The following is a 19,648-nucleotide window of genomic DNA, read 5'->3' on the forward strand; positions in this document are numbered from 1 at the left end:
GAACGGAGCTGCTCATGATCAGCGATGCCACCGAACCCGGGCCGCTGTGCCTGGTCACCGGGGCCTCGGGCTACATCGGCGGACGCCTGGTGCCCGAACTGCTGGCCGCCGGGTACCGGGTCCGGTGCCTGGCCCGCTCACCCGGAAAGCTCCGCGACCACCCATGGGTGCACGACACCGAGGTGGTCCAGGGCGATGTCACCGATCCCGACTCGGTGGCGGCGGCGATGCGCGACGTGGACGTGGCGTACTACCTCGTGCACGCGCTGGGCACCGGCTCCGGCTTCGAGAAGACCGACCGGGAGGCGGCCCGGGTCTTCGGCGAGCAGGCCCGCGCCGCAGGGGTGGGACGCATCGTCTACCTCGGCGGCCTGACCCCCGGCGGAGTACCGGAGGCCGAACTCTCGCCGCACCTGCGCTCGCGCGCCGAGGTCGGCCGCATCCTGCTGGACTCGGGGGTGCCCACCACCGCGCTGCGCGCCGCGGTGATCATCGGATCGGGCTCCGCGTCGTTCGAGATGCTGCGCTACCTCACGGAACGGCTGCCGGTGATGGTCACCCCGAGCTGGGTCCGTACCCGGATCCAGCCCATCGCCGTCCGCGACGTGCTCCGCTACCTCGTCGGGAGCGCCGCCATGCCGCCGGAGGTCAGCCGCCCCTTCGACATCGGCGGCCCGGACGTCGTCACCTACCGGGAGATGATGCAGGGCTACGCGGCGATCGCCGGTCTGCCCAAACGCCTGATCGTCCCGGTCCCCGTCCTCACCCCACGGCTGTCCAGCCACTGGATCGGACTGGTCACCCCGGTGCCCCGGTCGATCGCGCGCCCGCTCGCGGAGTCCCTGCGGCACGAGGTGGTCTGCTCCGAGCACGACATCGCCCGCTACGTGCCGGACGGCGAGGGGCAGCCCTTCCCGCTGCGCCGCGCCCTGGCCCTGGCCCTGCGGCGGGTCCAGGACGCACAGGTCACGACCCGCTGGTCCTCCGCCTCGCTGCCCGGCGCGCCCAGCGACCCGCTGCCCACCGACCCCGACTGGTCCGGCGGCAGCCTCTACACCGACCGCCGCGAGCAGGTGGTCGACGCCTCACCCGAGGCGCTGTGGCGCGTGATCGAGGGCATCGGCGGCACGAACGGCTGGTACTCCTTCGGCCTGGCCTGGGCGGTGCGCGGCTGGCTCGACCGCCTCGCGGGCGGTGTCGGGCTGCGCCGCGGACGCCGTGACGCCGTTCATCTGCGGAACGGGGACTCCCTGGACTTCTGGCGGGTCGAGGAGATCGACCGGGGCAGGATGCTCCGGCTGCGCGCCGAGATGCGACTGCCGGGCCTGGCCTGGCTGGAGCTGCACGCCGACCGGGACGACCAGGGCCGCACCCTGTACTGGCAGCGGGCGCTGTTCCACCCGCGCGGGCTGCTCGGCCACGCGTACTGGTGGAGCATCTCGCCCTTCCACGCGTTCGTCTTCGGCGGCATGGCACGCAACATCGCCAAGGCGGCGGAACAGGGCAGGTCCGCCCCGAGCCCGCGGCCGGTCACCACCCACTGACCGCTACGGTGCGACCGGCCGCTCCCGGCGGGCGGCCATCACGGCCCGCAGCCGGACGGCCGCCCAGTCAGGGCCCCGCTCGCGGACCCGGGCGGACAGCCGCCCGAGTCCGGGCGGCGGCGCGGTGAGCAGTGAGGCCACGGCGTCCCCGATCTCCCGCCCGGTCGCCGCGGCCGGGTCCAGGACGACGGCCGCCCCGGCCCGCTCGGCGTCGTGGGCGACGGCGAACTGGTCGCTGGAGAACGGCAGGACGAGCGCCGGGACGCCCGCGGCGACGCACTCGGTGAAGGAGTTGTTGCCGCCGTGGTGCACCATCGCGTCCACCTCCGCCAGCAGCGCGCGCTGCGGCACGGAGGCCGCGACGCACACCCGCGGGCCCGCCAGATCCGCGAGCGCCGCCGTACGGTCCCCGGCCGCCAGGACGACCGCCGCGTCCGGACAGCGCTCCAGCACGCCGCGCGCCACGGTCCGCAGCACGTCGTCCCTGGCCGACAGGAAGGTGCCGAAGGCGACCAGGACGACCTTCCCCGCCGCCGCCCGCAGCCGGTCGGCCGCACCGCGCCAGTACGGGTCCAGGACCGGCGCGTCCTGCGCGGTGCAGTGACCGGCGTAGAGGGCTTCGCGCCCCTCGGGCGGTACGGGCAGGCCGGGAAGCGGCGGGTAGCAGTAGACGACCGCGTGCGGTGAGGTCAGCGCGAACGCCCGGCCGGGCGGCGGCCGGTGCGGGGCGTGGAGTGCGGCGAAGTCCGCGAACAGCGAGGTGAAGGCCGCGTCGTTCGCCCGTACCGCGGTGCGCAGCGCCGCCCGCTCGGCGGGGCGCGGCCGGATCCCGGCGGGCCAGGCACAGGGTTCGCCGAAGAAGGCGTCGGGGCCCGCTGGCAGGTAGCCGGGATGTCCGGGACAGTAGGAGGCGTACGACAGACCGAGGCAGTGCAGGGCGAGCGTCACCGGGTAATTGAGCTGGTCCACCAGGTACCAGTCCGGCCGCAGCCGGTCGTGCAGCATCCGCAGGTCCGCCAGGATCCGCTCCGGGTCGGCGAGCATGTCGGCGCCTCGGTGCCGGGCCTGGGCGAGCAGCGCGGGCACCGCGCCCGCCCTGGTGGCGTCCAGGAACTCGGTGAGACGCGCCGCCTCCGCCGTGTCCTGCTCGGTCGTCTCCGCGATCCCCGTATTGGCGTTCCGCGTCACCGTGAGCGGCACGAAACCGATGTCCGCCTCCCGCGCCAGCTCCTCGAAGGCGGGCGCGCACGCGAAGTGCACCTCGTCGCCCGCCCGCCGCAGGGCTCCCGCCAGGACCGACAGCGGCCGGGCGTGCGACTGGAAGGGCGGGCTGACCACCACGATCCGGGCCATGGGACTCCTTCGGACGAGCGGTGTCCGCGTACGCCGACGCGGCCCCCGCGGAACTCCACGACGGCGTGCGGCGCGGCTGCGACGGCAGATCCTGCCAGGTCAGGGGCGTGCGCGCTGTGAGGCAGAACCGGCGCCCGAAGTGCATCCAATCCGCTCGGCCGTACGGAAGCGATGACTGTGCACGATCCGCAGCCCCATTCGCACGGGAGAGGCCGCCATGGAAGACATCGCACTGCCGACCGCCCCCGCGGCGGGCTCCGCCACGGGACCGGCCGGCGACGGGACGGTCACCGGGAACGTCTTCGCCGGTCCGGGCGCTCGCACGGGGCCCGCGCCGGACGACGACGTCTTCGTCGACCTCCGTTCGACCTTCTGGACCGGTCGGATCCGGCCCGCCGCCGCGGGCGCGGGCGCCGGGGCGCTGCTGAACCTCACGCAGGCGGAGTACGGCTGGCCGTTCCCCGAGGGCATCGCCTGGGAGGCGGAGGACCTGTCACTGGCGCGACTCCGCCGCGCCTGCCGGATGGGCCTGGCCCACAGCCCCGAGACGCTGACCGGCCACGCCGGTGGCTCGGACCGGCTGCGGGCCGCCGCGGCCGAGGCGTGGCCGGACGCGCTGCGGGTGCACGGCGCGGACAGCGCGCGCGACGCGCTGCGCGAGGCGCTGCGCCACCGCCCGGCCGGGGCCGCGACGGCGGCCCTGCTGGACGTCGCCACGGCCCGGGGCCTGCGGCCGCTGGAGCCGGAGGAGGCGGCCGAACTCGCGGCGGCCGGTGACCGCGCGACCCGCCACGCGGCCTGGCGCTACCTCGCCGGTGTGCCGGGCGGCGCGTCCCTGCTGCCGGTCTCCGCCGAGGCGGAAGACCCGTACGAGCGGCTGATGCTGCTCCCCGGCCAGGACCCGCTGCTGCCCGCGGCGGCGCGCAGGCCGGGTCTGCTCGTCGCCCAGCCGATGCTGCTCGGCGGCCTCGACACTCCGGGGGAGGGGCTGAGCGGCGGCCTGAGCGTGCTGCTCAGCGGCCTCGGGGACGCGCTGGCCGACACCGGCGCGGTCGCCGCCGTCGTGACGGTGGTCACCGCCAGCCGCAGCGAACTGGCGCGCGACGACAGCCTGTTGCACGCCCGGGGCCCCGGCCACTGGGTGCTGCGGCTCCCCGTGGACGCGGAACATCCCCTCGGCCAGCACGAGATGGGCGCCCACCGAGAGGCGCTGGCCTGGTGGGCCGTACGGCTGCTCGGCGGCCTCGGCGCACGGCTGGACGTCCTGCACGCGCGCTATGCCGACGACGGCTCGCTCGCCATGGCCCAGGCCGCGGAACGCCTCGGAGCCCGGCTGGTGTTCACCGCGACGCCCGATCCGCACCGGCAGATGACCGCACGCCACGGCCGGGCCCCGGCCGCCTCCGACGACCTGCGCGACGACCTGCACCGGGTGTTCGTCGCCGACCGGCTGGTCGAACGGGCCGCACGCGTGGTCGCCATACCCGGACAGCAGGGCGACGCCTCCGAACTCGTCCGCCACTTCCCCCAACTGGCCGCCGCACGGGACGGCGCGGGGCCGGCCGCACCACCGGAGGGCATCCAGCCGTACGTGCCGGCCGCGTCCGAGGCGTCCGACCGGGCGGATCTGCTGGGCATGGTCCTCGGCGGGGGCGGTAGCGGCGGCGCGCGGCGGGCGCCGCTCGGCCCGGACGCCCTGCGGGAGCCGCTGCTGCTCTGCGTGGGACGGCTGCACCCCGTCAAGCAGCAGGACATGCTGGTACGGGCCTGGCTGGAGCGGGGCCTGTACCGGCGGTCCTCCCTCGTGCTGATCGGCGGCGCCGCCGACCGTCCGTCGGCCGCCGAGACCGCGATGCGCGCCAGGATCGGCCGCCTGCTCGCCCGGCACCCCGGCGCGGCCCACCGGCTCGTCCTGCTCACGGCCCTGTCCAACACCCGCGTACGCCGCCTGGAGCGGGCGCTGGCCGACCCGGCGTCGGGGGCGCGGGCCTGGTACGTCTGCCCGAGCGCCAAGGAGGAGTTCGGGATCGCGGTGCTCGAAGCCATGGACGCGGGACTGCCGACCGCCGCCCCCGAACGCGGGGGAGTACGCCACTATCTGCGCGACGGCGACAACGGCGTACTGCTGGACACCTCCAGCGCACCCGCCCTGGGCCTCGGCCTCGAACGGATGCTGGACATGCCGCCCTCCGCCGCCCGCGCCCTCGCCGCGCGGGGCCGCGCCACGGTCACCTCCGGCTACACCCTCACCTCCACGGCTGCCGCCTTGGTCGAGGAATACCTGGCCACCACCCCGCCCGGAACCCCCGGCTGACGCCCGAGCCGCGACGCGAGGTCGTACCGCCGGGTTGGAGGCGAGCCGCCCACCGGCCTGCGGCGATGTCGGCTGAGGGCCACCCGGACGGCGTCCCGGGGCTTCCGGTGCGTGCGCGTCGGCCTGCGGCGGTGTCGGCTGCTGGCCGGGGCGTCCACGGGCTGCCGCTGAGCCTGCTTCGGCCTCGGCTGAGGACTGGCCGGGGCGTGCCCCCCCGGAGGGGGTCAGGGGGCGGCGGTGGGTGGTGGGGTGGGGGAGCCGATGCGGCTCAGGGCGGACAGGGCGTCGCGCAGGCCCTGGGGTCTGAGCATGCCGGGCATCAGGGGGCCGGCCCAGCCGGGACCGGCGAGGAAGACCATCGGATGGGTACGGGCGCCCTTGACGCCCCAGCTAGTGGCCGCGACATGCCGGGCGAGCGGGCGGTCGGCGGTGGAGCGGGACTGGGACCACAGCACGACAGCCGCCGGGCCGATCCGGCGTACCGCCTCGTCCAGGGCGTCGACCGGCACCGCCCCGCCGAACATCCGGGTCGACAGGCCGAGCTCTCCGAGCCCCGCGGTGAGCGCCTCCAGCGGAAGCGTGTGGTGGTCGCCGGGCACGCACGCGAGCAGTACGGGCGCCGCCCCGGTGACGGTCGGCGCCGCGCGGACCCGCCGTAGCGCCGACGAGACGTGCCAGGACAGCAGGTGCTCGACCTCCACGTACCGCTCCCCGGAGGTCTGCCACTTGCGGCCGACGGCGCGCAGGGTCGGCGCCATCACCTCCTCCCAGGCGACGACCAGCCCGTGCCGCTCGACCAGGTCGGTCAGCAGGGCGTCCACCGCCGGGCCGTCCAGCCGCACCGCGGCCCGCGCGAGCCCGCGGCACTCCTGCCGGACATCCCCGAGCGGCAGGCCGCTCCCGGCGGCCGGTTGCCGAGTGGCGCGCCGGGGCGGCCCGGCCGACGCCGGGCTCGTGGGCGCGGGCGCGGTGCCGGCGGCGGCCTGAGCGGCGCGGGCCGCCTCCGCGGGCGGCACGCCCGAGGCGGTGAGCCGGCACATCTCCTCCAGAACGGCCACGTCCCGCGGGGCCCAGCGCCGGTGCCGACCGTCCGAACGGACCGCCGGGCCGATCCCGTACCGCCGGTCCCACGACCGCACCGTCGTGGCGGACACCCCGAGCCGCCGCGCCAGCGCACCCGTGGCGATCCCGGCCTCGACAGGCTCCCGCGCTCCCGACGCCCCCTGCGTCCCACCCGTCTCCTCGCTCATCTCTTCAATATACGACGCAGAAACGGTGCGAGTTGCTCCACCTGGCCGGTGATTCGCACGCTAGGACGAGCCGACCCCGCCGCATCGGCGGCAAGCGGCCCCGCGCGCCGGGCTTCCCGGCGGCTCGCGACCCGCCCGGCAGGAACCCGACCGAAGAAGGGCAGCTCCATGACCGTACGCACCGTCGCGGAACCCGCGCACGAGCCCGCGTCCGCATCCGCTGCCGCCGCACCCGCTCCCCCCGCCGTACCGGCGCCCGCCCGCTCCGCCGACGGCCGGGGCGGGTCCGACGCGCCGCTGTGGGAACCGGCCGAGCTGGGCCTGGCCGACTCGGAGCTGGCGGCCGGTCTGGTGCGGGGCAACGAGGACTGCGTGGCCGCCGCCTACCACCGCTGGGGCGGTCTGATCCACGCGCTCGCCCGCCGGTCGCTCGGCGACGCACGCGAGGCCGAGGACGTCACCCAGCAGGTCTTCCTCGCCGCGTGGCGCGGCCGGCACGGCTACCGGCCGGACCGCGGGTCCCTGGCCGGATGGCTGATCGGCATCGCGCACCGGAAGATCGCCGACGCGCTCTCCGCCCGCACCCGCCGCTCGGTACTCGTGGCCAACGCCGGTTCCGCCCTGCCGCCCGAGCCGGACGCTGACGCTCAGCCCGACGCCGCGCTCCACCGGGTCTTCGTGACCCGTGAGCTGGCCAAGCTGCCCGCCGCCCAGAAGCAGGTGCTGTGCATGGCCTTCTACTGGGACCTCACCCACGCCGAGATCTCCGAGCGCACCGGTCTGCCGCTGGGCACGGTCAAGAGCCATTCGCGCCGCGGGCTGCTCAGACTGCGGGCGCTCCTCCAGGCGGACGCCGCGCTCGGCTGATGCGGGGCGGCCCCGGAGGCCGTAGCGCCCATGACACGGCACGCTGCAAAAACGCTGCGAGATGAGAGATCCGGACAAAAGGGCCACCCTGGAGAGTGTGAAAGCAGTACATCCGCGACATACGGATCTGCCCGCCCCACAGAGGAGACGGCGATGAAGCTGCAGGACGAACTCCCGCACGATCACCACCTGGCCACCGTCTACCGCTTCGGCGCCGCCTTCTGCGGCCTGGTGCTGATCGTCTTCGGAGCACTCGGGTTCGCTGACGCGCTGGGCTTCTTCGACACCCACGGGTCCAAAGTCGCCGGTCTGAGCACCAACGGCGCGCTGAGCGTGATCTCCCTGGTGGTGGGCGCCGCCCTGATCCTCGGCGGCATCGTCGGCGGTAACTTCGCCTCCACCTTGAACATGACCGTCGGCGCCCTGTTCCTCTTGAGCGGCTTCGTCAATCTCGCCGTCCTGGACCGGTCGGCGAACGTGCTGAACTTCCGTATGCCCAATGTCATCTTCAGCTTCGTGATGGGCCTGCTCATCATCACGTTCGGGATGTACGGCCGCGTCAGCAGCCGCCTCCCGCATGACAACCCGTACTGGCGCAGCCGTCACCCCGAACAGGCCGACCGCGAGGCCGCCGCCGCTGCCCCGTCCGCGGCGCCCCGCCCCGCCCTCGCGCCCCGCGCCCCCGGCGCGCAGCCGCGCTGACGTTCAGCGGGCCGTCGTCCGCCGGGTGATCAGGGCCTCGATTCCGTCCAGGATCCGGGTCAGGCCGAAGTCCACGTCGTCGTCAGCGATGTCGTCGTCGTATTCCTCGCGCTCCATCATGGCCGCGAGGATGGGATATCCGTGCTCGTGCAGGAGCGGCTGAAGGAAGCGCGCCACGGCGGCCGACTGCACCGGCGCCGCGGTGCTGTCGCGCACGTCGCGGCGGGCGGCGGCGATGCGCCGCGCGTAGCCGTCGAGCAGCAGCGCGCACCCTAGCGATTCGGCGGTGCTCAGCCCGGCCCCGGTGAGCGCTTCGAGCAGCACTTCCGTCCAGCGCAGCAGGTTCGGGGTCGCGGGCGCCCCGCGGATGGGCAGGTCGGGCAGCCACGGGTGCGTGTCGCAACGCCCGATCATCGCCCTGGTCCAACGGGCGGCAGCCGCTCGCCACTGGTCCGCGCCGGTTTCCAGCTCCGGCGCCGGGCCCCACGCGGTCTCAGCGACGAGCACCAGCAGCTCGTCCCGCGAGCTGACGTACCGGTAGACCGCGTTGGCGGTGAGTCCCACCCGCCTGGCGATGTTCGGCATGGACAGGGCCGCGAAGCCTTCCGCGTCGGCCAGCGCGACCGTCGCTTCGACGATTCCCTCCACGCTCTGCGAGGGCTTCCGGCCCAGCCGTCCCGTCTTGGGGGCCAGTCCCCACGCCTGGGCGAGGCCGGGCGGCAGCGCCTCGTCGTCACCGGTCGTCATCGGGCTCATCTCCATGTCTCGTCCCCGGGGGAAATTGACTTTGTGGGCGCCTCACACTTTATATTAGTGTGGACCACACACGAATTGTTTGAGGATGTGAACGCCGATGAATCCCCCAGGTCAGAACCGCGCCCCAGGACGTCGCAGGCCACAGGTCAGGGCGCGACCGCGCCTGCGGGCCCTGCTGACCGCTCTGGTCGGCGCCGTCATGATCGGCGGCGCCATGACCGGCTGCGCCGCCGGACACGCGCGGCCGGCCCAGCGTGCGGAGGGCGGCCGAGGCGGTCCCGCCACCGTGGTCAGGACGGACACCGGCCTGGTCGAAGGCCGCCTCGGCGCGGACACCCGGATGTTCCAGGGGATTCCTTACGCCGCCCCGCCGGTCGGGCGGTTGCGCTGGGCGTCGCCCCAACCGGCCGCGTCCTGGCCCGGCATACGGACCGCGACCGAGCCCGGCAACCGATGCGCACAGTCGGCGGGGCTCATCGACGAGCAGAGCAACAGCGAGGACTGCCTCTACCTGAACGTCACCACGCCCGCGGGCGGCGGCGCCCGCGAGCTGCCGGTGATGGTGTGGATCCACGGCAACGGCTTCATCAACGGCGCCGGAAGCCTCTACGACGCACAGCGCCTGGCCAGTCTGGGCAAGGTGGTCGTGGTCAGCGTCAACTACCGGCTCGGTGTCTTCGGATTCCTCGACCATCCCGCCCTCGACCAGGGCCCGGCCGCGCACCTGTCGGGCAACTTCGGACTGGAGGACCAGCAGGCGGCGTTGCGCTGGGTGAGGCGCAACGCGGCGGCATTCGGCGGCGACCCGGCGAACGTCACGCTCTTCGGCGAGTCGGCCGGCGGCACCAGCGTCTGCGCGCATCTCGTCGCGCCGGGGTCAACGGGCCTGTTCCAGAGGGCGATCCTGCAAAGCGCCGAGTGCACGGGACGCCACTGGTCACCGGGCCCGCCCACCTGGTTCCCGCTGCCGCGCGCGGAGCGCGAGCGGCACGGACTCGACGTCGCGGCAAAGGTCGGCTGCTCCGACCTCCGGGCAGCGGCGGCCTGTCTGCGCGCCGCACCCGTGAAGGAACTCCTCAAGTGGTCCGACGACGGAGTCGGATCAGGGCCGACGGTCGGCGGCGGCGTACTGCCCGTGAGCCCGGAACAGGCGTTCGCCACCGGCCACTTCAACCGGGTCCCCGTCATCCAGGGAACGACCCGGGACGAACACCGGCTGTTCACCGCGGCCATCGAAGCCGTGACCGGCCGGACGACGACCGACGCCGACTACCGGCAGCAGATCCGGACACTGTTCACCCCGTCCGACGCGGCCCGCGTCCTGGCCCGCTACCCCGCCGACCGCTTCACGTCCCCCGGCGAGGCGCTGTCCGCCGTCGTCACCGACTGGGCCTGGGGGTGCACCGTCCTCGACCGGGACCGGGCCCTGGATCAGCACGTGCCGACCTACGCCTACGAGTTCGCCGACGACGAGGCACCCTGGTTCAGCACCCTCAAGAAGCCCGACTTCCCCACCGGAGCGTTCCACGGCAGCGAGTTGCAGTATCTCTTCGCCGACGAGCAGCTCCCCGGTCCGGCCACCCCCGCCCAGCGCCGACTCGCCGACACGATGATCCGCTACTGGGCCCAGTTCGCCCACACGGGCGATCCGAACGGCCCCGGCACGGCGCCCTGGCCCCGCTTCGGCACCGGTCGGCACGTCCAGTCCCTGCAAGCGGGGAAGACGGAGCCGGTCGACCTCGCCCAGGAACACCAGTGCGGCTTCTGGCGGACCGTCGGCGTCTGACCGCTGCCGCGACGCCCGTCCCCGCCGGGCTCACGGCCCGGCGGGACTCCGGATCCGGAACCCCGCTCCCTCCCTGTGGGGCAACGTCACATTGTATGCTGGGAGTTCGTGTGTCTGGAGGATCGGTCATGGCTCATTTGTCGTCGCGCGGCGTCATTCCCGTACGGGAGCACTTGCGCGACCAGGTGGCCAACGCTCTGCGTGCCGCTCTCATCGCGGGCGAACTGCGGCCCGGTGCGGTGTATTCCGCGCCCATTCTGGCCGCCGAGTTGGGCGTCTCGGCCACCCCAGTCCGCGAGGCGATGCTCGACCTCGCCAAGGAAGGACTCGTCGAGGCGGTGCGGAACAAGGGCTTCCGTATCACCGAGATCACCGAACGCGATCTCGACGAGTACACCGAGATCCGCGCGCTGATCGAGGTCCCCACCATCGGGCGGGCCACCGCGGTGGCCACCCCCGAGCAACTGGAAGCGCTGCGACCGCTCGCCCTGGAGATCGTGGAGACGGCCCGGGGACACGACCTGATCGGTTACCTGGAGGCCGACCGCCGGTTCCATCTCGGACTGCTCGCCCTGGCCGGCAACGGCCATCTGGTGGAGGTCGTGAGCGACCTACGGAAACGTTCTCGGCTGTACGGGCTGAACTGGCTCGACGAGACCGGTCGACTGGTGGCGTCCGCCCAGGAGCACATCGAACTGCTCGACCTCATGCTCGCCCGCGACTCCGAGGGCGCACAGGAGTGCATCAGCCGCCACCTGGGCCACGTTCGCTCACTGTGGGCGGACGGCGCCGAGGGGGCGGCGACCGCGCCCAACGGACTCCAGCTCGGGACCGCCTGACGTACGGGATGGCCAGACGTACGGGATGGCCTGACGTACGGTCCGGGGCGTCGCCCGGCAGCGGACGAGGCCGTCACCGACGGGAGCGTCCGGCGGCCGTCGCCGCCGGACGCCGACCCCGACCGCTCAGGGGTTGAGGAGGCCGCCCATCCACTCCTCGATCGCGTCGGGGGTCCGTGGCAGCGCACCGGACATGAGCCTCGCGCCGTCGGCGGTGATCACCAGGTCGTCCTCGATCCGCAGGCCCATGCCGCGCAGTTCGCGCGGCAGCGTCTCGTCGTCCGGCTGGAGATACAGTCCGGGCTCGACGGTGAGCACCTGCCCCTCCTCCAGAACCCCGTCGAGATACGTCTCGGCCCGTGCGCGCGCGCAGTCGTGCACGTCCATGCCGAGCATGTGACCACTGCTGCACAGCGTCCAGCGGCGGTACACGCCGCTGTCGGGGCTCAACGCCTGTTCCGGCGGGATCTTCAGGACGCCCCAGTCGTACAGCCCCTCGGCGATGACCCGCATCGCGGCCAGGTGGAAGTCGCGGAAGCGCGCCCCTGGGCGCAGCGCGGCGATGCCCGCCTCCTGCGCCGCCAGCACCAGTTCGTACGCGGTGCGCTGGGCCGGTGAGTAGCGGCCGGACAGCGGCAGGGTGCGGGTGATGTCGGCGGTGTAGAGGGTGTCGGTCTCCACTCCCGCGTCCAGGAGCAGCAGTCCCGCGGGGTCCAGCGGGCCGTCGTTGCGTATCCAGTGCAGGACGCAGGCGTGCGCGCCGGAGGCGGCGATGGTCTCGTAGCCGACCCCGTTGCCCTCGGCGCGCGCCCGCAGGGCGAACACTCCCTCGATCCAGCGCTCGCCGCGCGGGTGCCGCAGCGCCTGGGGCAGCGCCCTGACCACGTCCTCGAAGCCGCTCGTCGTGTGGTGGACGGCGAGTTGCAGTTGGCTGACTTCCCAGGGGTCCTTGACCAGCCGGAGTTCGGCGAGGACGGTCGCCAACTCCGCGTCACCGGTGGGCTGGTGGTTCCCGGAGCCGACCAACTCCTCGACGGCCGGGTCCACTCCGGTCAGCAGCCGGACCGGAGGGGAGGCTCCGGTCAGCGGCTTGACCAGGTCGTCCAGGTGCTCGCAGCGCAGCCCGCTGAGCGCGGCGGCCTCGTCGAGGTCGGGACGTCGGCCGACCCAGAACTCGCCGTAACGGCGGTCCCGGTAGAACTCCTGGCCGGTACGGGGCGAGCGGGGCCGCAGGTACAGCACGGCCTGATGGCCGCTGCCCGCCGGCTCCATCAGCAGGACGTTCCCCGGCTGGTCCTCGCCGGTGAAGCCGGTCAGCCAGGCGTACGCCGTGTGCGGGCGGAAGCGGTAGTCGGTGTCGTTGGACCGTACGGCGAGCCGTCCCGCCGGAATGATCAGCCGCTCGCCGGGGAACCGGGCGGACAGCCGGGCGCGGCGACCGGTCGTCAACTCCTCTGCGGGCAGCCGGGTTTCCGGCGGGAGAGGGCTGGGCGCCCAGGCGGTGGCCATGAAGTCGCCCAGAGCGGAGGACACCGGCAGATCGTGGCTGCCGGTGTGCGGTGGGGTGGTGGGTTCGGTCATCGGTGCGCGACTCCTTCGGGTCGGTGCGCGAACGGGGAAAGCGGCCGAACAGGGCGAACGAGGAGGGTGAGGCACGGATCGGTAACGAGAGAGCTGACGGCTTGTCAATGCAATGTCACATTACTATGTTACGAGTCACATCGCACAGGTGTCCTGGCGGCCGCCCTTTTCTCACCCCTTGAAGGCGGTCGCGGTGCCGGGAACTCACAACGGAGTGACACACCATGACCAAGCGCATCAGCGTCGCGTTGGCGATCGGCATAACGACCTCGCTGGCCCTCGCCGCGACGTCCTGCTCGGCCGACACCAAGAGCAGGGACGGAGAGCACAAGGCCCCGGGAGTGGCCACCGGCACCGTCATCGGCGGTACTCCCGAGCGCGGCGGCACCCTCACCGTGCTGTCCAATCAGGACTTCGACCACCTGGACCCCGCCCGCAACTGGGTCATGCCGACCATGGACTTCGGCACCCGGCTGCTCTACCGGACGCTCACCACCTTCAAGGCGGCGCCCGGAACCGCCGGCGGCACGATCGTGCCGGACCTCGCGACCGACCTCGGACGCTCCTCGGAGTACGGGCGGGTGTGGACCTTCACCCTCAAACCCGGCCTGACGTACGAGGACGGCACCCCGATCAGGGCGCAGGACGTGAAGTACAACGTCGAGAGGTCGTTCTCGCCGGACCTGACCGGCGGCCCCGACTACGCCCGGCAGTACCTGGCGGACACCGACGGCTACACCGGGCCGCTGACCGGCAAGGAGTTGGACTCCATCCGGACGCCGGACGACCGGACCATCGTCTTCCACCTCAAGCGGCCGGTCGCCGAATTCTCGTACACCGTCACCCTGCCGACCTTCTCGCCGGTCCCGAAGGCCCGCGAGACCGGGGTGCGGTACGACCTGCGGCCGTTCTCCTCCGGCCCGTACAAGATCGAGAGCTACAAGCGGGGCAAGGAGATGGTGCTGGTCCGCAACGCGCGGTGGAGCCCCGGGACCGACCAGGTGCGCAAGGCGTACCCGGACCGCATCGTGGTCACGATGGGTCTGCAGGGCGGACAGATCGACGACCGGCTGATCGCGAGCTCGGGCGCGGACGCCTCGGCCGTCGAATGGGCCAATCTCAGTGCGGCCAGCGTCGCCAAGGTGCTGCCGAACCGCTCGGTGCGGGAGCGGCTGTCCGCCGAGCCGACCGGCTGCACGGACATGCTCTATCTCAACACCGCGCGCGGGCCGTTCACCGATCCCACCGTCCGCGAGGCCATGCAGTACGCCGTCGACAGGTCGGCGCAGGTCACCGCGGACGGCGGACCGGCGCTCAACGACATCGCCACCCACTACCTGCCGCCGCTGCTGACCGGCGGGTTCGTCGCCCCGGTGTACAACGTGCCGCCGTCCGGCGACCCGGCGCGCGCCAAGGAGCTGCTGGCCAAGGCGGGCAAGCCGTCCTTGGACGCCACGCTCACCGTCGCCACCGGGGACAAGACCAGGGCCGAAGCGCTTCAGGCGTCGCTGTCCAAGGCCGGGGTGAAGGTGAGGATCGACGTCGTGGACCCGTCCGTCTTCTACGACACGGTCGGTGACACCGCCCACGCACCCGACATGACGCTCAGCGGCTGGTGTCCCGACTACCCCTCGGGTTCGACCTTCCTGCCCTTCGTGTTCGACGGGCGCACCATCAAGGCCAAGGGCAACCAGGGCAACTTCTCGCAGTTCCGCGACAGCGCGGTGGAGCGGCGGATGGACCAGATCGCCGCGATGTCCAACGCCAACCAGACCAAGGTCGCCTGGATCGGCCTCGACGCGACGATCATGCACAAGTCGCCCGCCGTACCGCTGCTGTGGCAGCGCAAGCCGCTGCTGGTCGGCACCAACGTGGCGGGCGCGTTCGGCCACTCGGCGTGGACCGGGCAGTTCGACTTCGCGGTCATCGGTCTCAAGGACCCCGCTAAGAGCCAGGGGTGAAGGGCGCCACCAGCATGACCACAGAGCGGAAGACCGCCCGGCGTCGGCGCGCCGGGCGGTCGCGGCCCAGCGGCTCCACCGACCTGCCGAATCCGATCCATCCGACCGATCCGAATGAATCTGACGAAGCATCACGTCACCTGTCCGGCGGCTTAGTTGACACCAGCGGCGGCCCGTGGCGGCGTGCCTGGCGGCAGTTGTGGCACGAGCCCGCCGCCCGCTGCTCCCTCGTCGTGGTCGTCGTGCTGGTCGTCGTGTCCGTCGCGGCGCCGCTCCTGGCCCGACTGGGCGGTTGGCGCCCCGACGAGTTCGACGAGAGCGCCATCGACCCCTACCTCGGCGGCATGCCCCGCGGTTCGTTCGGCGGGATGAGCGCCGACCACTGGCTGGGCGTCGAACCCGCCACCGGACGCGACCTGTTCGCCCGCGTCGTGTACGGCGCGCAGGTGTCGCTGATGATCGCCTTCGCCGCCACGGCCATCGTGGTGGTCGTCGGCACCGCCGCGGGCATCACCGCCGGTTACTTCGGCGGGCGGGTGGACAGCGTCCTGAGCAGGCTGATGGACCTGACCATGTCCTTCCCCTCCCTCATCTTCATGATCGCCATGATGTCGGTGGCCCAGGACGTCAACCGCGTCGCGCTGATGACCGGCGTCATCGGCCTGTTCGGCTGGCCCGGTATCGCGCGCATCGTCCGCGGCGAGACGCTGTCGCTCCGGCACCGCGAGTACGTCGACGCGGCACGGGTCGGCGGCTCCACGGCGCCGCGCATCCTGGCCCGCGAGGTTCTGCCCAACGTGTCGGGGCCGGTCATCGCGTACACCACCCTGCTCGTCCCCGGCATGATCAGCACCGAGGCGGCGCTCAGCTTCCTGGGTGTGGGTGTGCGGCCCCCCACCTCGTCCTGGGGGCAGATGATCTCCCAGGCCGTCGTCTACTACGACACGGACCCGATGTTCTTCGTGATCCCCAGCGTCTTCCTCTTCCTGGCGGTCCTCGCCTTCACCGTCCTGGGCGACGCCCTGCGCGACATCCTCGACCCGCGGGGAGGGCGGTCGTGACGCTCTACGTGATCCGCCGGCTGATCGGCGTGACGGGCGTGCTGCTCGCCGTCTGCGCCATCACCTTCACCATCTTCTATCTGCTGCCCGCCGACCCGGCCACGGCGGCCTGCGGAAAGTCCTGCAGCACCGAACGCGTCGAGCAGGTCCGCCACATGATGGGCCTCGACCGGCCGGTCTGGCGGCAGTTCGCGGACTACCTCACCGGTATCTTCGCGGGCCGCGACCTGGGCAGCGGCCCGCACGCCGTGCACTGCGGCTTCCCCTGCTTCGGCTACTCCTACGAGAACTCGCTGCCGGTGTGGAGCCTGCTCACCGACCGGCTGCCGGTGTCCGTCTCGCTCGCGGTCGGCTCGGCCGTGCTGTGGCTCGTCCTCGGGCTGGGCGCGGGAGTCACCGCCGCCCTGAAGAAGGGGTCGCTCACCGACCGCGGACTGATGGTCGGCGCGGTCGCCACCGCCTCGCTTCCCGTCTACTTCACCGCCATGGTGCTGATCTGGGGAGCGGTCCGCATCGCCGGGGTGCTGCCCTATCCGTCCTACGTGGCCCTCACCCGCGACCCCGCGCACTGGGCGTCCAACCTGCTGCTGCCCTGGATCGCCCTGGCCCTGCTGTACGCGGCCATGTACGCACGCCAGAGCCGCAGTTCGATGATCGAGGCGATGGCCCAGCCGTACATCAGGACCGCGCGGGCCAAGGGCATGCCCGAGCGCACGGTCGTGCTCAAGCACGGGCTGCGCTCCGGGATGACACCGGTCCTGACCCTCTTCGGCATGGACCTCGGCGGCCTGCTGGCGGGCGCCGTGATCACCGAGAGCATCTTCGGCATTCCCGGTGTCGGCCAGCTCTTCTTCGACGCGCTCCGGCGTTCCGACCAGCCGGTGATCCTCGGCGTCACGCTGCTGGCCGCCTTCTTCATCGTCGGCGCGAACCTCGTCGTGGACCTGCTCTACGCCGTCATCGACCCGAGGGTGAGGTACTGAGATGGACCAGGACACCGCCGATGCGGCCACGCCGCCGCTGCTGCGCGTGGACGGCCTCACCGTCTCCTTCCGCACCAAGCGCGGTCCGGTACGGGCCGTCGACGGCATCGGCTTCACCGTCGAGCAGGGGCGGACCCTCGGCCTGGTCGGGGAGTCGGGCTCCGGGAAGTCCGTCACCTCGCTCGCGGTCATGGGACTGCACGAGGACGCCGAGGTCACCGGTTCCATCGCGCTGGGCGGCCGGGAGCTGACCGGTCTGAGCGGTGCGCAACTGAGCGCGCTGCGCGGGCGCCGGATGGCGATGGTCTTCCAGGACCCGCTGTCCAGCCTGCACCCCTACTACACGGTGGGGGAGCAGATCGCCGAGGCGCACCGGCGGCACTTCCGCTCCGGCCGGGCGGTCGCCCGGCGCCGCGCGGTGGAGATGCTCGGCGAGGTCGGCATCCCCGAACCCGCCCGGCGGGTCGCGGAGTACCCGCACCAGTTCTCCGGCGGCATGCGGCAGCGCGTGATGATCGCCATGGCCCTGGCCTGCGAGCCGGACCTGCTCATCGCCGACGAGCCGACCACCGCGCTGGACGTCACCGTGCAGGCGCAGATCCTCGAACTCATCGCCCGCATCCAGCAGGAACGCGGTCTGGGGGTGGTGATGATCACCCACGACCTGGGAGTGGTGGCCCGCGTCGCCCACGAGGTGCTGGTGATGTACGGCGGCAGGGCGGCCGAACAGGCCACGGTGGACGCGCTGTTCGCCGAGCCCGCCCACCCGTACACCCGCGGGCTGCTCGACTCGCTGCCCCGGCTGGACGACGCGGACGACGCGCCGCTGCGTACCGTCCCGGGCTCACCGCCCTCGCTGCTCAGCCTGTCCGAGGGCTGCGCCTTCCTGCCCCGCTGCCCCCGGGCGGCGGTCGCGTCCGAGCCGGAGCGGGAGCGGTGTGCCACCCGGCGCCCGGCCCTGGAGGCGGTGCGCGGCGCGGGGTCGGCCCCGCCGGGGAAGGGCGGCGGGGGAGAGGTCGCCGGGGTCCCACGGGTCTCCGGCGACGGGGGAGAGGCCGCCGCGGCCCCGCCCGGCCCGGCGCATCTGACCGCCTGTCATCTGACGACGGCGGCGCGGTCCGCCGCCGATCCGCCCGCGGACGCCCGGAGCGGGCCGCCCCTCACCGTCAAGGAAACGCGATGAAGCGCACGGACCGAGCACGACCGGCGACGGGATCAGGCCCCGGTACGGGGGCGGCCGTCGCCGATACGAACGGACAGCGCGCCGGGACCGCCCCCGACCGGCGACGGCACCTCGAACCCGTCGCCGCCGCGGACGGCGGACCGCCGCCCGCCCTGGAACCGGGCGGCGACCCGCCGTTGCTGTCGGTCCGCGGCCTGGTCAAGACCTTTCCCGGACGACGGCGGCTGGGCAGGGCGACGGCCCCGGTGCGCGCGGTGGACGGGGTCGGCTTCGACCTGGCGGCCGGTGAGACGCTGGGGCTGGTCGGCGAGTCGGGATGCGGCAAGTCCACCACCGGACGGATGGTGGTGCGGCTGCTCGAACCCACGGCCGGCAGTATCCGGTTCGCGGGACAGGACATCACGCATCTGGGCCAGCGGCGGCTCCGGCCGCTGCGGCGGCACATCCAGATGGTCTTCCAGGACCCGTACTCCTCGCTCAACCCTCGGCAGACCGTGGCCCGTATCGTCACCGACCCGCTCCTGGCGCAGGGCACGTCGGCCGGCCGGGCCAGGATCCGCGCCGCCGAACTGCTCGACCTCGTCGGCCTGTTGCCCGAACACCTCGACAGGTATCCGCACGAGTTCTCCGGCGGGCAGGCGCAGCGGATCGGCATCGCCCGCGCCCTGGCCACCGAACCGCGGCTGGTCATCGCGGACGAACCCGTCTCGGCGCTCGACGTCTCGGTGCAGGCGCAGATCGTCAACCTGATGGAACGTCTCCAGGACGAACTCGGCCTGGCCTACGTGTTCGTGGCCCACGATCTCTCGGTCGTCAAGCGGGTCTGCGACCGGGTGGCGGTGATGTACCTCGGCCGTGTCGTCGAGATCGGTGACAAGTCCCAGGTGTACGAGCGCCCCGCGCACCCGTACACCGCGGCGCTGCTGTCGGCGGTGCCGGTACCCGACCCGGCGGTGGAACGCGTGCGGCAGCGGATCGTGCTGCGCGGCGATCCGCCCAGTCCCGCGGCGCCGCCGTCGGGCTGCGCCTTTCACCCGCGCTGCCACAAAGCACAGGAGATCTGCGGCGTCACCCGCCCCGAACTGGCCGGTCCGCCGCGCCGACAGGTCGCCTGCCACTTCCCGGACGCCGATTGAGGGAGCCGATTGACGGGGCCGGTCGACCACGCCGACTGACGGGGCCGCACGACCACGCCGATTGACAGAGCCGCACGCTCGGACCGCTCGACAAGGCCGACCGACCGGACCGAGGCACGGGTCCGGACAGCAGGGCTGCTCCGTGCGCCGGACAGCGGGGTCGAGCGACTCCGCCGCGTCCGCCTGCGCGCGGTCCGCCCGCGGTCCGGGCGCGGGGAATTCCCGGGCGCGGGGGAGCGGGGAAACGGGCTGGGGGGGGGGGGAGAAACAGACCCGTCCCCCGGGGGGGAGGGGGCAAAAAAGAAAAAAAAAACCATGAGTTGGCGTGAAGG

General features: G+C 73.1%; 15 protein-coding genes. 11 read left to right on the plus strand and 4 right to left on the minus strand.

The features are described 5' to 3' along the window. Positions 1–14 precede the first annotated feature (14 nt). Positions 15–1,544, plus strand: a complete 1,530-nt coding sequence (locus ACZ37P_RS31440) for an SDR family oxidoreductase (protein WP_391048129.1) — start codon at positions 15–17, stop codon at positions 1,542–1,544. A gap of 3 nt (positions 1,545–1,547) precedes the next feature. Here the strand turns inward: ACZ37P_RS31440 and ACZ37P_RS31445 are convergent, their stop codons facing one another. After that, on the minus strand, positions 1,548–2,897 hold the full coding sequence (locus ACZ37P_RS31445; protein ID WP_467349717.1) for a glycosyltransferase: 1,350 nt from the start codon (positions 2,895–2,897) through the stop codon (positions 1,548–1,550). 217 nt (positions 2,898–3,114) lie between these two features. Between ACZ37P_RS31445 and ACZ37P_RS31450 the strand changes: the two genes are divergently transcribed. Beyond that, positions 3,115–5,211 carry a glycosyltransferase gene (locus ACZ37P_RS31450; RefSeq protein ID WP_467349718.1) on the plus strand — a complete coding sequence of 699 codons (2,097 nt, stop codon included), beginning with the start codon at positions 3,115–3,117 and terminating at the stop codon, positions 5,209–5,211. A gap of 224 nt (positions 5,212–5,435) precedes the next feature. On the opposite strand, the gene ACZ37P_RS31455 is transcribed toward ACZ37P_RS31450, so the two are convergent. After that, the gene (locus ACZ37P_RS31455) at positions 5,436–6,461 is read right to left on the minus strand and encodes a MerR family transcriptional regulator (RefSeq protein WP_401854640.1); all 1,026 of its coding nucleotides are present in this window, start codon (positions 6,459–6,461) and stop codon (positions 5,436–5,438) included. A 168-nt stretch (positions 6,462–6,629) separates the two neighbouring features. Here ACZ37P_RS31455 and ACZ37P_RS31460 point away from each other — a divergent pair, with 168 nt between their 5' ends. After that, entirely contained in the window at positions 6,630–7,328 is a 699-nt protein-coding gene (locus ACZ37P_RS31460; RefSeq protein WP_401720096.1) for an RNA polymerase sigma factor, read from the plus strand. Between the two features lie 153 nt (positions 7,329–7,481). Further along, positions 7,482–8,030 (plus strand): DUF4383 domain-containing protein, encoded by a 549-nt coding sequence (locus ACZ37P_RS31465; protein ID WP_391162812.1) that lies wholly within the window; start codon positions 7,482–7,484, stop codon positions 8,028–8,030. A gap of 3 nt (positions 8,031–8,033) precedes the next feature. Here ACZ37P_RS31465 and ACZ37P_RS31470 read toward each other — a convergent pair whose 3' ends face one another. Further along, positions 8,034–8,777 carry a TetR/AcrR family transcriptional regulator gene (locus ACZ37P_RS31470; RefSeq protein WP_467349721.1) on the minus strand — a complete coding sequence of 248 codons (744 nt, stop codon included), beginning with the start codon at positions 8,775–8,777 and terminating at the stop codon, positions 8,034–8,036. 106 nt (positions 8,778–8,883) lie between these two features. Here ACZ37P_RS31470 and ACZ37P_RS31475 point away from each other — a divergent pair, with 106 nt between their 5' ends. Together ACZ37P_RS31475 and ACZ37P_RS31480 are read left to right on the plus strand one after the other, a co-directional pair. Next, positions 8,884–10,572 carry a carboxylesterase/lipase family protein gene (locus ACZ37P_RS31475; protein WP_467349723.1) on the plus strand — a complete coding sequence of 563 codons (1,689 nt, stop codon included), beginning with the start codon at positions 8,884–8,886 and terminating at the stop codon, positions 10,570–10,572. Between the two features lie 128 nt (positions 10,573–10,700). Further along, on the plus strand, positions 10,701–11,411 hold the full coding sequence (locus ACZ37P_RS31480) for a GntR family transcriptional regulator (RefSeq protein ID WP_355335293.1): 711 nt from the start codon (positions 10,701–10,703) through the stop codon (positions 11,409–11,411). 126 nt (positions 11,412–11,537) lie between these two features. Here the strand turns inward: ACZ37P_RS31480 and ACZ37P_RS31485 are convergent, their stop codons facing one another. Further along, on the minus strand, positions 11,538–12,992 hold the full coding sequence (locus ACZ37P_RS31485; RefSeq protein ID WP_401307788.1) for an aminopeptidase P family protein: 1,455 nt from the start codon (positions 12,990–12,992) through the stop codon (positions 11,538–11,540). A gap of 224 nt (positions 12,993–13,216) precedes the next feature. On the opposite strand from ACZ37P_RS31485, the gene ACZ37P_RS31490 reads away from it, so the two are divergent. The 5 genes from ACZ37P_RS31490 (at position 13,217) to ACZ37P_RS31510 (ending at position 19,316) form a co-directional block, all read left to right on the plus strand. Beyond that, the gene (locus tag ACZ37P_RS31490; RefSeq protein ID WP_391162807.1) at positions 13,217–14,953 is read left to right on the plus strand and encodes an ABC transporter substrate-binding protein; all 1,737 of its coding nucleotides are present in this window, start codon (positions 13,217–13,219) and stop codon (positions 14,951–14,953) included. A gap of 83 nt (positions 14,954–15,036) precedes the next feature. Next, complete coding sequence (locus ACZ37P_RS31495; protein ID WP_467349857.1) at positions 15,037–16,014, plus strand: ABC transporter permease; 978 nt, start codon at positions 15,037–15,039, stop codon at positions 16,012–16,014. Further along, the gene (locus tag ACZ37P_RS31500; RefSeq protein ID WP_467349725.1) at positions 16,011–16,997 is read left to right on the plus strand and encodes an ABC transporter permease; all 987 of its coding nucleotides are present in this window, start codon (positions 16,011–16,013) and stop codon (positions 16,995–16,997) included. Before ACZ37P_RS31495 ends, ACZ37P_RS31500 begins: the two co-directional genes overlap by 4 nt. A 1-nt stretch (position 16,998) precedes the next feature. Next, entirely contained in the window at positions 16,999–18,180 is a 1,182-nt protein-coding gene (locus ACZ37P_RS31505; protein WP_467349727.1) for an ABC transporter ATP-binding protein, read from the plus strand. Next, complete coding sequence (locus ACZ37P_RS31510) at positions 18,177–19,316, plus strand: ABC transporter ATP-binding protein (protein WP_355335277.1); 1,140 nt, start codon at positions 18,177–18,179, stop codon at positions 19,314–19,316. The genes ACZ37P_RS31505 and ACZ37P_RS31510 overlap by 4 nt, the downstream gene beginning before the upstream one ends. The last annotated feature ends 332 nt before the right edge of the window (positions 19,317–19,648 follow it).

The organism is Streptomyces sp. NPDC024632, from assembly GCF_055559175.1.